At 70.2% G+C, this 13,382-nt stretch carries 17 protein-coding genes; 5 read left to right on the forward strand and 12 right to left on the reverse strand.

Annotated features, from left to right (window positions below; all coding sequences use genetic code 11):
• A partial coding sequence (locus ACRYM0_RS17915; protein WP_432507200.1) for an integrase core domain-containing protein occupies positions 1-373 on the forward strand: 373 nt, incomplete at its 5' end.
• A 99-nt stretch (positions 374-472) separates the two neighbouring features.
• On the opposite strand, the gene ACRYM0_RS17920 is transcribed toward ACRYM0_RS17915, so the two are convergent.
• Positions 473-607, reverse strand: coding sequence for a hypothetical protein (locus ACRYM0_RS17920; RefSeq protein ID WP_255818544.1), 135 nt, complete (start codon positions 605-607; stop codon positions 473-475).
• Here ACRYM0_RS17920 and ACRYM0_RS17925 point away from each other — a divergent pair.
• Entirely contained in the window at positions 557-1,876 is a 1,320-nt protein-coding gene (locus ACRYM0_RS17925) for an ISL3 family transposase (RefSeq protein ID WP_432507214.1), read from the forward strand. The genes ACRYM0_RS17920 and ACRYM0_RS17925 overlap by 51 nt on opposite strands.
• Before the next feature lie 605 nt (positions 1,877-2,481).
• On the opposite strand, the gene ACRYM0_RS17930 is transcribed toward ACRYM0_RS17925, so the two are convergent.
• The 4 genes from ACRYM0_RS17930 to ACRYM0_RS17945 all read right to left on the reverse strand — a co-directional run bounded on the left by ACRYM0_RS17930 (position 2,482) and on the right by ACRYM0_RS17945 (position 4,596).
• Positions 2,482-2,946 carry a hypothetical protein gene (locus tag ACRYM0_RS17930; RefSeq protein WP_432507201.1) on the reverse strand — a complete coding sequence of 155 codons (465 nt, stop codon included), beginning with the start codon at positions 2,944-2,946 and terminating at the stop codon, positions 2,482-2,484.
• 152 nt (positions 2,947-3,098) lie between these two features.
• Positions 3,099-3,407, reverse strand: coding sequence for a transcriptional regulator (locus ACRYM0_RS17935; RefSeq protein WP_432507202.1), 309 nt, complete (start codon positions 3,405-3,407; stop codon positions 3,099-3,101).
• Entirely contained in the window at positions 3,404-3,901 is a 498-nt protein-coding gene (locus ACRYM0_RS17940) for a hypothetical protein (RefSeq protein WP_432507203.1), read from the reverse strand. Before ACRYM0_RS17940 ends, ACRYM0_RS17935 begins: the two co-directional genes overlap by 4 nt.
• Before the next feature lie 215 nt (positions 3,902-4,116).
• Positions 4,117-4,596 carry a hypothetical protein gene (locus ACRYM0_RS17945; RefSeq protein ID WP_432507204.1) on the reverse strand — a complete coding sequence of 160 codons (480 nt, stop codon included), beginning with the start codon at positions 4,594-4,596 and terminating at the stop codon, positions 4,117-4,119.
• A 267-nt stretch (positions 4,597-4,863) separates the two neighbouring features.
• Between ACRYM0_RS17945 and ACRYM0_RS17950 the strand changes: the two genes are divergently transcribed.
• Positions 4,864-5,643, forward strand: coding sequence for a hypothetical protein (locus ACRYM0_RS17950; protein ID WP_432507205.1), 780 nt, complete (start codon positions 4,864-4,866; stop codon positions 5,641-5,643).
• Between the two features lie 70 nt (positions 5,644-5,713).
• On the opposite strand, the gene ACRYM0_RS17955 is transcribed toward ACRYM0_RS17950, so the two are convergent.
• Both ACRYM0_RS17955 and ACRYM0_RS17960 read right to left on the reverse strand, forming a co-directional pair.
• The gene (locus tag ACRYM0_RS17955) at positions 5,714-6,706 is read right to left on the reverse strand and encodes an NADPH:quinone reductase (RefSeq protein WP_432507206.1); all 993 of its coding nucleotides are present in this window, start codon (positions 6,704-6,706) and stop codon (positions 5,714-5,716) included.
• A gap of 55 nt (positions 6,707-6,761) precedes the next feature.
• Positions 6,762-7,319: a PadR family transcriptional regulator gene (locus ACRYM0_RS17960; RefSeq protein ID WP_432507207.1), complete on the reverse strand. Its 558-nt coding sequence runs from the start codon at positions 7,317-7,319 to the stop codon at positions 6,762-6,764.
• Positions 7,320-7,482: 163 nt separating this feature from the next.
• Here ACRYM0_RS17960 and ACRYM0_RS17965 point away from each other — a divergent pair, with 163 nt between their 5' ends.
• The gene (locus ACRYM0_RS17965) at positions 7,483-8,427 is read left to right on the forward strand and encodes an ABC transporter substrate-binding protein (RefSeq protein WP_432507208.1); all 945 of its coding nucleotides are present in this window, start codon (positions 7,483-7,485) and stop codon (positions 8,425-8,427) included.
• Positions 8,428-8,474: 47 nt separating this feature from the next.
• A complete protein-coding gene (locus ACRYM0_RS17970) occupies positions 8,475-9,089 on the forward strand; it encodes a cysteine hydrolase family protein (RefSeq protein ID WP_432507209.1) in 615 nt (204 codons plus the stop codon).
• 398 nt (positions 9,090-9,487) lie between these two features.
• Here the strand turns inward: ACRYM0_RS17970 and ACRYM0_RS17975 are convergent, their stop codons facing one another.
• The 5 genes from ACRYM0_RS17975 to ACRYM0_RS17995 all read right to left on the reverse strand — a co-directional run bounded on the left by ACRYM0_RS17975 (position 9,488) and on the right by ACRYM0_RS17995 (position 12,954).
• Positions 9,488-10,336, reverse strand: coding sequence for a WD40 repeat domain-containing protein (locus tag ACRYM0_RS17975; RefSeq protein WP_432507210.1), 849 nt, complete (start codon positions 10,334-10,336; stop codon positions 9,488-9,490).
• A gap of 252 nt (positions 10,337-10,588) precedes the next feature.
• Positions 10,589-11,338 (reverse strand): hypothetical protein, encoded by a 750-nt coding sequence (locus ACRYM0_RS17980; protein WP_432507211.1) that lies wholly within the window; start codon positions 11,336-11,338, stop codon positions 10,589-10,591.
• An 81-nt stretch (positions 11,339-11,419) separates the two neighbouring features.
• A complete protein-coding gene (locus ACRYM0_RS17985) occupies positions 11,420-11,938 on the reverse strand; it encodes a GNAT family N-acetyltransferase (protein ID WP_432507212.1) in 519 nt (172 codons plus the stop codon).
• 9 nt (positions 11,939-11,947) lie between these two features.
• A complete protein-coding gene (locus ACRYM0_RS17990; protein WP_432507213.1) occupies positions 11,948-12,472 on the reverse strand; it encodes a GNAT family N-acetyltransferase in 525 nt (174 codons plus the stop codon).
• Between the two features lie 143 nt (positions 12,473-12,615).
• Positions 12,616-12,954 carry an HIT family protein gene (locus ACRYM0_RS17995; protein WP_432507215.1) on the reverse strand — a complete coding sequence of 113 codons (339 nt, stop codon included), beginning with the start codon at positions 12,952-12,954 and terminating at the stop codon, positions 12,616-12,618.
• Positions 12,955-13,382 lie beyond the last annotated feature (428 nt).

Raw genomic sequence — 13,382 nt, forward strand, 5'->3', positions numbered from 1 at the left:
TTCGCGGCCGCGGGTCTCGAACGACAACCCGTTTAGTGAGGCCTTGTTCAAGACGGTGAAGTACGCCCCGACCTTCCCCGAGCGGTTCGCCACCTTGGCCGATGCGCGAGCCTGGATGGAGGACTTCACCGATTGGTACAACCACGAGCATCACCATGCTGGGATCGGGTTGCACACGCCCGCTGACGTCCATCACCACCGCACCGCACACGTCCAGCAGGCCCGACGACGCGCCATCGAGCAGGCCCGTCAGGCCCACCCCGAACGCTTCGCGGCCGAGCCGGCCCTGCCGAAGGTCCTCGACCTGCCGACCAGCGCCTGGATCAACCGACCCGACGACCCTGCGCAGGCCGAGCACAGCTCAGCTGCTTAACACCTGCTGGCCTCAACCGCCTTGACACGTTCCGCAAGTCGGTGCCTCTCGCAGGCGGGAGCAATCAAGCCCACCACGCTCGGAGGGACCTCCGATCAATCAACGAACGGCTACACCGTGCATCCCTCTTGCAAGCCGCCCGGCCTCGAACACACCGCCGGCCAGTGCGCCGTCGCCGACGAGTTGCTGGGTCTGGATGGTCTGCACCTGCTCGCCGTCGAACGCGTCCAGCACGACACGCAGCACCCTCGGGGGCTGTTACGCCTGACCGTTCAGACCGACCCACCCGAGGTGGTCGCCTGCCGAACCTGCGGGGTGCTCGCCGTCGATCACGGCCGCCGCGAGCACCGCCTCGCCGACGCACCCTGCTTCGGCACCCCGGTGCAGCTGATCTGGCGCAAGCGACGCTGGCGATGCCGCGAACCACGATGCTTCACCGGCGTCTGGTCCGAGGAGCATCCCGCCCTGCCGACGCGGGCAAAGCTCACCACCCGCGCGGTGGCGTGGGCGATGCAAACACTGCGCTGGGACGACTCCACCGTCTCCGCCCTGGCCCGCCAGCTCGGCGTCGACTGGCACACCCTCATGAACGCCATCCGCGCTCACGCCGCCGACGACCTCGACGCGCCATCAGCCCGGTCCGCGCGGCTGGCTGGTGTTGACACCCTCGGGGTCGACGAACACATCTGGCGCCCCTCCGCCCGTCACCGCGACCGGGCCGTCACCTCCATCGTCGACCTCACCCGCGACCTGGACGGCCGGGTCCAGGCCCGCCTGCTCGATGTCACCCTCGGCCGTTCCGGACCGGTCTACGCCACCTGGATCCGTCAGCAGACCCGCGAGTTCGTTGACGGCATCACCCACGCTGCCCTCGACCCCTTCCGCGGCTACGCCAACGCAATCCGCACCGAACTCCCGGACCACACGGTGGCGGTACTGGACGCCTTCCACGTCGTCAAGCTCGCCTCCACCGCGATGGATGAGGTCCGCCGCCGTGTCCAGCAGGCCACCCTGGGGCGGCGCGGGCACCGCGACGACCCGCTGTACCGCATCCGGCGGCTGCTGACATCGGCTCGGGAGAACCTGACCGACCGCGGCCGGGCCCGCCTCGAGGCGGCGCTGCAGGCCGGTGACCCCGGTCTGGAGGTCACCGTCGCCTGGCACGCCTACCAGGACCTGCGCTCGATGTTCCACGCCCCGACCCCGGCTGCGGGTCGGGTCATTGCGCAGCGGGTGCTCGACAGCTTCCACCGCTGCCCGATCCCGGAAATCGCCCGGCTGGGGCGGACGCTGCGGTCATGGCGGGTGGAGGTGCTCGCCTACTTCGACGACGACCCGGCCCGGTACGGCATCAGCAACGGCGGCACCGAGGCCATCAACCTCATCATCGAGAAGACCCGCCGCCTGGCTCATGGGTTCCGCAATTTCGCCAACTACCGCATCCGCATCCTGCTCGCCGCCGACGGCACCCGGCCCTGGCGACGACGCCGCGGGTCAGGGTGAGCTACCCACCCGTAGATCCGAAGAGCCGCATAACTCGCGACGACCGAGCCGCCGATCCTGAACCCCGGCATGTTGTAGGCCACGATCTCCTCCGCATGCGGCAAGGCGCGAGCCAGTGTTGCGCGCAACCGGTTCAGCGAGGGCTGGAAGGGCTCGGGCGCCGCGGCGATGTAGGCGTCGTGGTCGGCTAGCGTCGTCATGGCCGTGTCTCCCTTTCAATTGTTCTCGAGGGGTTCGTCCCATCCTGCCGAGATATCAACTTCGCTTGCGTCAAGGACCTCAATTCCAAGACCCGGAAGTTCGTCACCGGCTTGAACGGCCGGGCCCACCCGCCGCGTGGGACAAAGACCGCTGATGAGATCCTCGAGATGGCCAATAGCAACGACTCCAGAAACGCGACAATAGCGCACGTACCGCTGGGCTCGGCTCTGATGACGCGGCCGCGGTTAGTCGGTCGGTCGTGGTGCCCGCGCGTCGTCGGGCGCGGCAGGGCGGCACAGGTCGGCGTCGTGGTCTCTGCCACCAGGCCAGCACATACCGCCGTCCGCGCGGTCATCCCGCTGTCGTGGACGTCGTGGACGTCGTCGACCAGCCGGGCTGGGACGTCAGCCCTGACCTGCTGAGGCAATGAGCCACGGGTCCGCATCGGAGTGACGCACCAGCACGTACCCCCACCCCGGTTCCCCGCCTGCTGTTCCCGTGCCGCCGTCGTCGGCGGTGTAGGTGGCCTGCACGTTCACCGCCTGCGCGTACGCCTTGAGATCCTCCGAGCTCCAGGTGGTGTCGTAGGGCGTGGTGGTGTCGGAGACGTCGACGTCGTCCAGGTCGGGTGCCTCGCCGTCCTGCCAGACGCCCTGCGCGGCGAAGCCCGGGGTGGACAGGAGCGCGGCGGTGGCCGGGTCGTCGCCCTGCACCGCGTCGAGGTAGTCGCGCACGACGTCACCGGCCGGCTGGGAGGCGACGTGCCGGTCGACCACGTCCGGGCTGGTGGAGGAGGGTGACCCGCACGCCCCCAGGGCTGCGGCGGTTAGAGCGGCGGTGGCGACCAGTACGACGCGATGGGGTCTCACCTGTCCTGTGTACCGCCGTGGCCGGGGTCGCGGTGTCGCATCCACCAGTTCTCCATGGCCGCTGGGACCAATGCCATGCGCGCGGTCATCCCGCCCTTCGCGCGCGATCATGGTCGGCTGACTTCACGCCTATGTCGATCCGCGTGACGCGCTCACACGGTCGTGGCCAAGGCCGCGATACGGCGCAGCTCGGCCAGATGCCCTTCCAGGGCCGTGCGGCCGGCGTCGGTCAGGGCGAGCCAGGTACGAGTCCGCGAGCCGTACGGGGTCTTGGAGGTGCGCACGTACCCGGCATCCGCCAAGACCTTGACGTGCTTGCTGAGTACCGAATCGCTGATGGCCAGCGACTGGCGCACGGTGGCGAAGTCCAGCGCCTCCACGGCGGCGAGCATCGCGCAGATCTGCAAGCGGTTGGGAGCGTGGACGACCTCGTCGAAGACCGGCCGCACCTGATCGCTCACGCCCCCGCCTGCGCACCCCGGCCTTCGCGCACGCGCCGGCGCAGCAGGTCGTCGATGCGCTGTTCGGTGAGCACGGTGGCCACGAAGGCGCCGATCCCGGCGACGGGCAGGGCGAAAGGCACGCCGGCGAAGGCCTGCAGGACGAATCCGAGCGTGAAGAGCCCGAAGACGACCGCGTACCAGGTGCCCAGGCCCTCGCCGTAGCGTTCGATGGAGACACCCGTGGAGCGCTTCAGCGCCGCCAGCAGGGCCATCGGCGCCAGGATCGCGCCGAACACGATCAGCAGCGTCGAGGCGGACTCGGTGCTGCTGCCGGCGTCGGGCCGACCCACCAGCAGGCCGGTGCCGAGGAACAGCGATGCGGTGCAGGCGGCCGCGCCCAGGCGGTACCACCACGGGGAGGTGATGCGCTCGGCTAGGCGCCGACGGGTGCCGGCGAGTTCCTGCAAGGCGGCGCGGGCGTCGTCGGGAGTGGCACCAGGGTCACTTTCCATACTGGAAAGCTAGCCTCGACTTTCCGTCATGGCAAGTGGGCAGTCACACTCACGCGAGGCAGCACTCTGGAGTACTTGCTCATCCCGCGATGAGTGCGCACAGCGTCGGCACCGACAGCGCCCGCTGCCGCGGCCGACAGACGCGATGCCCAGCAGCAGCACTGGCCAACTGCGACGACACGCCCCTCGGAACCGTTGGCCCGCAAACAACCACCTCACCTCAGCGGACGCACCAGACGCCGAACCTGCCACAAGGCCACCGCGACGCTCACCAGCCCCAGCAACAGCGTCTGCCCCCGCGACAAGAAGACACCATCAGCCTTCTGCGCGAACGCGTTGACCACCACGATGCTGACGAGCGCGGCGAGCACCGCAGCCGCGACGCTCACCACCCAGCTGCGGCGACGCCCCCTGACCTCAGCGACCGCCAGCACCGCCACCGAGGCCGCGGCCGCGGCCGCCGCGAAGCCGACCACGGCCCCCACCAACTCGGCGATCACGGCGACGTAGCCCATCAAGAGCACGCTGAACGGGATCTCGTACACGCCCGGGGCAGCCGGCCGCAGAGCGTCCCAGACGACCATGGCGGCACCGGTCAGCGCACCCAGTGCCGCTCCACAGCCGACACCTCGCAACAGGCCACGACCCGCCGTGGCGTCCATCGGGCGCAGGGGGGCGTCCAGCTGGCGGTCCATGACTTCACGATCGCACCCACCGACCCCGAGCGTGGGTGTCCGCGACGGATCCGGACATGGCGCCCTCCGGGCGCGATCATGGTCGGTCGACTTCACGCCTATGTCGCTAGCCGCAAGATCACCAAAGGTCGTGGGGTGTCCTCGGGTCGTCTCGCTGCGCTGCCGATCTTGTTCCCACGTCGATTTGGCAGCTAGCCTTAGCGTCGTCGGGTACCCCGTGCCCGGAGCCTTCGCGCCCCGGACTTGTCGAGTGCGCGGGTCTTCAGCATGGGACACCCCACCGAAGCAGCTCCGGTCAGCCAACCTCCGGTCAGCCAACCTCCGGCCACCGGGCCCGCTCCTTCCGGCAGTGCCCAGATCCTGCAGTTCGAGATCGCGGAGTGGGAGATCGGGTGCTGCTCCCCGCGGCCCGTGGTCGCTCAGCCGTTGGACGGCTACCGGGTCGTCTTCGTCCCCGCCGACCCAGAGGACCACTGGGACCGCGCAGCTCTGGACGAGGACGTCGACCTCGACGCCTTGCCGCCCCAGGTGGTCATCCCCGCGGATGCGGGCCGTGGCGTGCAGCGTGGCCACCTGCGTGCGGAGTGGCACGTCACAGCGGATGAAGGACGACTGCACGAGGGCGAGCCAATCCGCGGCACCACCGTGCGCACCCGCATCATCGCGTGCGATCGGCGTCTGGGCGTCCAGGACGGGGGGCAGGAGCAGTTGTGGCTGCCGGTCCCTGGCAGCCTGCGGTTGCGGGAAGTCAGCGGCCCCGACTGGACCTTCGACGACGAGGCGTTCCGCGCTCAGGCGCTCCGTGCCCAGGCGTCTCCACCGGTGCTGGGCGATGTGCGGCATGGACTCGACGAAGGGTCCTGGTCGCCCTGCAGGTGGGCGAGTAACCAGCAGGCTCCTGATCGCCGACACGACGTGCGGTCCACTCGGTCATGGCGCCCTCCGGGTTCACGGTCATCCCGCCGTCCGCGCGGTCATCCCGCGATCCATGGCGTCTGCGACCGTCCTCATCTGTCGATGACCGCACTGTCGCGCCCCTGCCGGTGACCATGACACTGCTGAGGCGCAGAGCTCCCGAGTCGCGCCCCCCGCGGAAGGCACGCTGTTGTGGTCTCGCTCAACGAGACAGGCTGAGCAGCACCCGGCTCCGTGAACCTGCATCGACCTGATCGTGGGACTCGGCGATGCATCCCAACGCCAGCGGCTGCGCGATCGGGATGACCAGGTCACCGGCAGCAGCTGCCTGGGTGAGCTCGGCGGCTGCTTCCCGCTTGGCCTGCGCGGGGAAGTCGTCGCTACCCAACAGCCGGATGGTGGTGTTCTCGAAGAGCATGGTCCAGAACGGGAACTCCGGTCGGGCCCGGCGGGTGGCGAAGGCGGCGATGACGCCGCCGTTGCGCACCAGCGCGGCGTCGAGGTCGGCGTTGTCGGAGAAGGACACCTCCACGATGCGGTCGACGCCATCAGGAGCGATGCCCCGCACCGCGGCGACGGGGTCCTCGCCGTCCAGTGCGAGGGCGGCGTCCAGCCAGCGCGAAGGCTCCAGCGCCTGCAGCCGCGCGAGGTCCGCGGTGCGCCGCACGGTGCCGATGACACGCGCCCCAGCACGGTGCGCCAGCTGCGCCGCCATCGAGCTGACCGCTCCCAGGACACCGTGCACGAGGACGATCCGGCCTGCGACCGGTCCGTCGGCGAAGACCGCGCGGTGGGCCGTGATCCCGGGGATGCCCAGGCAGGCCCCGACCTCGTCGCTGACCGCGTCGGGCAGCGCGACGGCCTGCTGGGCGGGGACGACGGTGTACTGCGCCGCGGTCCCACCGGCGCGGTAGGACTGCGCTCCGTAAACCCACACCCGACGGCCCAGCAACTCCTCGTCCACGCCGGGTCCGACCTCGTCGACGACGCCGGCGCCGTCGCTGTGCGGGATGACGCGCGGGTAGGGCATCGGTGTGCCCAGCCAGTCGCTGCGCTTCTTGGTGTCGCCGGGGTTGATCCCGGAGACGGCCACCCGCACCCGGACCTCGCCGGGACCGGGGTGGGGGTCGGGCAGCTCCCCGACCTGCAGGACGTCGGCGGCTGCTCCACGCCGCTCGTACCACGCTGCTCGCATCGAACGGGTGTCCTTCCAGTGATCGGTGATGGGCTGCCGCCCCTGTCGGGACGGCTCAGCCCTCAGAGGCGGCGGGGGCGTTTCCGGCCGCAGGGATGTCGTGGGTCAGAACGTCGTGCAACCAGGTGCGCTCGGCCCGGCTGGTCGCCCCGGCGATGGTGAACATGCCCTGCCGGTAGGGGTCGGTCACCTCGCGCCGGCGCAGCGGGCGATCGCCGTCGTAGAAGAAGCTCGCCGGCTGCTCCAGGAAGGCCAGCCGCCGTCGTAGCACGGCGTGCTGCTCCTGCACGCTGGGCAGCAGGGACAAGAACGCCAGAACGGTCAGGAACCGGGCCAGGTCGGTGATGTCCAACTCGCCGGGCTCGCGCAGGCGACGGTGCAGTTCCTCGCGTCCGGCATCGGTGAGGGTGAGCACGTAGCGCTGGGTGGCACCGGCTCCCGGTTCGACGTGACGCGAGAGCCAGCCGGCCTTCAGCAGGCGGTTGATCGCCGGATACAGGCTGCCATCGCTGATCGGGCGCGCGTACCCGGACAGCCGGGCCACCCGCCGGCGCAGCTCATAGCCGTGCAGCGGTCCCTCGGCGAGGAATCCCAGGATCGACAGCTCCAGCACGGTGTTATCGTCTCACACATCGATGTACCTCGAATCGAGGTACTAGCGCCTGCCGCCTGCAGGAGATCAACGACGCCTTCCGACTCCGCCTCCGGCACCGTCGTCAAGCCCATCGTCGTCTTCTGAGCCCCGCCCCAGACACCGGACAGGAACAAGCACCTTCATGCAGCGCCGTCATCTGCTCACCCTCGCCCTGCTGGCCGCAGCGACCCCCACAGTTGCAGGCTGCGGCGGTTCCGACCCCCTGGCCGCCGGCAACTCCTCCTCGGGGAGCACCAACGGCAGCGCGGGCAGCGGCTCGGACGTGATCTCGGTCGGATCGGCCAACTTCCCCGAGAGCGAACTGCTGGCCGAGATGTACGCCCAGGTCCTCGAAGCCGCCGGCGTGAAGGTCGAACGCCACTTCGGCATCGGCTCACGCGAGGTCTACATGCGCGCCCTCCAAGATGGCTCGATCGACCTGATCCCGGAGTACAACGGCGCCCTGCTGGCCTACCTGGCCGACAACGACGCGGTCGACGCGAGCACCGCCGAGGCGGTCCACGCCGGGCTGCAGGAGAAGCTGCCGGCCACGCTCACCCTGCTGGACGAGGCGACGGCTGAGGACAAGGACTCCCTGGTCGTCACCGCCGCCACCGCGCAGCGCTACGACCTGGCCACCATCGCCGACCTGGCACCCGTCGCCGGCGACTTCGTGCTCGGTGCGGGTGCGGAGTACGCCGAACGCCGCCAGGGCCTGCTCGGCCTGGCCGAGGTCTACGACGTCACCTTCGAGCAGTTCCGGCCACTGGACGCCGGAGGCCCTCTCACCGTCGCTGCGCTGGAGGACGACACCGTCCAGGTCGCCAGCCTGCTCTCCACCGATCCGGTCATCGCGAAGAAGGGCTTCGTGACGCTGCAGGACCCGCAGGGCCTCTTCGGGGTGCAGAACGTCGTGCCGCTGATCAGCACCGCCAAGAACACCGCCACCGTGACCCAGGCCCTGAACGCCTTCTCGGCCACTTTGACCACCGACGCGCTCTCAGCGGCCCTGGGCCGCGTCAGCCTCGAGCGCGAGGACAGCGCCACCGTGGCCCGCGACTACCTCACCGACCACGGCCTCATCTGAGCCAGCGCTGCCGGTTCGACCACCTCGATCCCACGGACAGGAAGCCCATGACCACGCTCGATCCCACCAGCACCGCCGTTCTCGTCATCGACATGCAGAACGACAACCTCCACCCCGACGGAGCCTTCGCCGCCACCGGCGCCGCTCAGCACGCCGGGGAGCAGAACGTCGTCGCCAACGTGCGCGCCGTCCTGGACGCTGCCCGCGCCACCGGTGCAGCCGTCTTCCACAACCGCGTCGTGGTCCACCCCGGTCGCGACGTCGGCGGAAGCAACGCCCCGATCTTCACCATGCTCGGCCCGGAGTCGCTCAAGCTCGGCTCCTGGGGCGCGGCCATCATCGACGGCTTGGACCCGCGCGAGGACGAGATCGTCCTGGACCGCACCCGCATGAGCGCCTTCAACGGCAGCGGCCTGGACAGCATGCTGCGCAACCTGGCCATCACCGACGTCGTCGTCGTGGGGGTGTGGACGAACATGGCCGTGGAGCACACCGCCCGTGACGCCGCCGACCACGGCTACCGCGTCAGCGTCGTCTCCGATGCCACCTCGAGCATCAACGCCGACTGGCAGCACGCCGCCCTCAGCTATGCCCTGACCAACATCGCCACCATCACCGACACCGCCAGCGTCACCGCCGCTCTCACCACCACCTCGGCCTGACTCACGCAGTATCGGCATCCGGCGAGGATGGGTGTCGACTTCACGCTCATCCCGCGGGGTGCGTGCAGTAGCAACTCAGCCGAAGAAGTCGAAGGCATGGATGAGGATGTTGGCGCCCAGGCCCACACCGAGGGCCAACGCCAAGCGGCGCCACCACGCTCGACTGCCCACCGGGCGGAGCCCAGGCTCCTCGACGAGCCGTAGCCGCTCAGCCACCCGCCACGCACGAGATCGCTGGCGCTCCACGCCCCCACGGTAGGGGCCACCTTGCGACCCGTCCGCTCTTGCCGCCCTCCAAGCGCGATCATGGCCAGTCGGTGACTCCACGGACTCGTCGAGAAGCGGACCGAGCACTTCTGCGGACATGGCGGTGCCGGCCCGGCACTCGATGCCCCAGCTCACGTCACCTGGAGCGTCCGAGCGCTCCAGTCCGAGCCGTCCAGGACCTGCACGCCTTCATCCGTCAGCAGGACCAGCGCCCTGCCGCCGCGGATCGTCGCCACGTCGCGCAAGGGGTCGCAGGGGTGCTGCTCCAGAACCTCCGCGTCATGAGTGAGCCGCAGCAGCGAGGCCCGCCCCTCCTCGAACTCCCGGACCACGATCCACGTCGCTGTCACCGGATCGTGGACGACGTGACGGAAGTGATCGGCCACCCTCGCCCGCTCCCGCCCATCGAGGTCGAGGATGCGCAGCGGCCCACCACCTTCGGCGACCGCCAGGTGCTCGCCGTCGGTGGCCGCGGACACGACGAAGGCGCTGGGCACCGTGATCCGCGACCCCAGCAGGTCCAGCGACTGGTCCAGCAGCCGGCACCAGTCGCTGCCCAACCCCAGCGAGAGGTCCGGGCTCAGCGCGAACACCTGTCGCACACCGCGCAGCGAACACACCTCGTGCCCGGTGGCGGCCTCCAGCACGCGGGTGGAGCCCCGGTTGTAGCTGACGGCGACACGACCTGCCACCAGGGCGGTCACGATCTGCACGTTGGTGCGGCTGCGGTCCTGCCACAGCCGCTGGCCCGTCAGGTCGTAACCGCGCACGCCGTGACGCGCCCACGCGCCGGCGACCACCACCGGGCGCTCACCGGGCACCAGCGCCAGCCGCCGACCGCCCCACTCGAAGACCGTCTCGAACGTGGCCACGCGCGCAGCACCCGCCAGTGACCACACGCGCACGACCCGCTCGAACTGCGCGGTGACCAGCAGGTCCTCTTCCCACGGCGGCACGGCGACCTCGCGCAGGTCGATCACCAGCGAGCACCTTCCCGAGCCCTTCGACGATCATGCCGGGGAGTCTGCCCGAGGGGGCCGACACCAGCGTCCCAGCGGGGCTCGACGCCCCTCCCCAGCCACCGGGGCCGGCGACCAGACAGGGCAGCGACGAGCCGCGGCCGCGATTCACGGCCACGACCGACTTCACGCACATCCCGCTGTCGTGGGCGTCCGTGACCGCCCTCACCGTGGATGCGGAAGCGCAGCGCACTCCGGTGGAGACCGCTCGCCTCAGGCAGGGGGTGGGACGACGGGGTTGAGGGTGTCACTGTCGCAGGTGATGCGGTGGCCGCTGTCGATGGGCCAGGTCTCCAGTTCGGGGGCGATGGTGATCGCTTCGACACAGGCGGCGCTGGCACCGACGTAGGTGCTCATCAGATCGACGTCGGTAGCCACGCACCAGGCGTGGTCCGCCGGCCACCACAGGCTCGGGCTCTGCTCCCACGGCGGGGTTTCCGTCGACACCGTGGTCGCCTGCGACAGCGGCCCGATCAGCAACAGCATCTCCCGTCCGGGCATGTGCACCTTCGCAGCAGCCGGTGGCACCGCTGGAGCGCCGAAACCGTCCCACACGGCGTAGAAGCACTCGTGCGCGGTGGTGGTGAAGCCGGCGAGCACCTGCACCAGTGCTTCGGCCTGGACCGCGGGCAGAGTGCCCTCCTCCGGCTCGATGTCCCACACACCGGGCTGGGTTTCCTCGTGCAGGTACTTCCAGGAACCGGTGATGGCAGTCCACTGCATCCCGGCGTGAACTCGCCGGCCGTTGGCCGCGGCGACCTCAGCCCACCTGACCTGCACGTCGCGGCCGGCCTCGTCCTCCCGACGGGCTGGGTGGAAGACACGCGCGTACGCCTCGAAGACCGGCGGCACCAGTGAACCGACCGCGTGGTCTGCGAAGTCACGCGCTGCGGTGACAGCCCAGTCAGCGGCGCTGACGTCATCGCCCAGCGGCCGCAGCAATCCCAGTCCCCGACGTTCCACCTACCCAGCCTCTCTCGATCGAGGGTGCGGTCGCGAGGCGGTTGACGCCCTCTCGGTCACGGCGCGCTGCGGGTCGTTCGCTCAGCCGACCGCGGCGAACAGCAGGCTGTCCTCACGACGGCCGCGGATGAGCACGTGAGAGCGCAGCAGCCCCTCCCGTTGCATCCCGATCTTGTGCAGCACCCGCTGGGAGTCCACGTTGCCCGGCCGGCACGTGGCCTCCACCCGCTCCAGCGCCAGATCCCCACGGGCGAAGCGCAGCACCGCCGCGGCAGCCTCGGTGGCGTAGCCCTTTCCCCAGTGTGCCCGGGCCAGGACGTAACCCATCACCCCGCGCCGGTGCTCACGGCTGGTCACCGTCACCGAGCACGCCCCGACCACGTTCCCGGCGACCGTCACCGCCCACGTCATCGAGTCAGGCTGCTCGGCGGTAGAGGCTGCACACATCTCGTCGACGAAGGCCTGCGACTGGGCCGCGGTGTTCGGTCCCCAGTCGGTGTAGCGGCACACCTCGGAGTCGCCGGCGTAGGCGTGCACCGCCTCGATGTCGTCGGGGGTGAAGTCCCTCAGCAGCAACCGCTCCGTCACCAGTTCCAGCACCCGCCGACCCTAGAAGAACCTTCGGACCGAACGCGCGCTCATCCCGCGCTCAGTGCGCGTCTGAGGATGACTCCGGGAGCATGTCGTGGTGATCACGGGGCTGCGGTCGGCGAGTCGGTCGTAGAGCTCCTGGGCGCTGTTGGCCTGCCCCGTCGTCCACCGCACCGTGCTCCACCCCTCGCCCGCAGCCATCGCGCGCAGGTGCTCCAGCACCGCACGAGCCCCGCCACGTCCCCGCTGGCCGGGATCGACGAACAGGTCATCCAGCCAGCACCCGATCGACCCGGCCAGGGGCCGCTCGAACAGGCGGTAGTGCGCCAGACCCACCACCTCCTGCTGCTCGTGCTCTCGCAGGAGCAGGCAGCGGGTCTGGGCCTGCGGGTCGACGATCCAGGACCACACCCGGGCCAGGTGCTCGCCGCTCAAGGCCTCGCCGGCGACCTCGCCGTAGGCCAGGTACAGCCGCTGCCACTGGGCCCGGTCCGCGTCGGTGGCTGGGGTGATGGTCCAGGTGGCGGTGTCCGCGGTGCTCACCGGCGCAGCCTCTCGCGGGTGGGTGCGCAGAAGGCCACGAGGTCTGGACCACGCACTCTCATGCCGCGCTCACTGCGCGATGAGCGGCCAACAGGGCCCTGCGCCGGGACCGTGAGCCGTGCAGCCCGGCGGGTGTGCAGCGATCAGGGACAGCGATCACCCAGGCGATGCCCTCCCTGGAGATCCGCCAGACCGTTGCGCACCTGCTCAGCGGCGGCGTCCAGCTCAGCACGCTCCCGGATGCGCCAGTCCGCGTCGATGCGGAAGGAGTCCCCGGCGTAGCGGGGGAAGACGTGCAGGTGCACGTGCGGGATCTCCTGGGAGGCCGCCTCCCCATCGGCCAGGAACAGGTTGACGCCCTCGCACCGCAGCCCGCAGCGGCGCAGCGCCCTGCTGAGGCGGTGACCGATCCGGTAGACCGCCACGCCGAGGTCCTCATCGAGATCCTCCAGCAGTGCAGCGTGCTCGCGTGGTGCGACCAGGACGTCATCCCGCTCTCACCCCTCGCTGGCAACGGCCGACGTCGCCTTCCCCCTGCGCTTGCTCACCGGAGACGCGACCCTGAAGCTGCAACGGTCGTGGCCTCGTCGTTCGGTCATGAACACCGTGTCGAGCGTCCGTCGCCCCGACCGCCTCTCGCACCCTTGACCGCGATGGCGACGACACCCGCCACCCCGGCCGCCACGAGCACCAGCCCGCTCAGGACACCCGAGACCCGGTCAGGCGAAGGAAGACGGTCGGGCACCGTGAACACGCCCAGCACGAACGGCTCGAGGAGGGCCCGGGTCTGCCCCGGGTTCGGTTGACTCTCCTGGGTAGGGGCGGTCAGGCCGCGTGAGCGGCTTGTAGGAGTGTCTCGTACTCGATGGGCGTCAGCCGCCCGAGGGCCTGCTGTCGGCGTCGGCGGTGG

This window comes from Kineococcus arenarius subsp. arenarius, from assembly GCF_050871845.1.
GTDB lineage: Bacteria > Actinomycetota > Actinomycetes > Actinomycetales > Kineococcaceae > Kineococcus.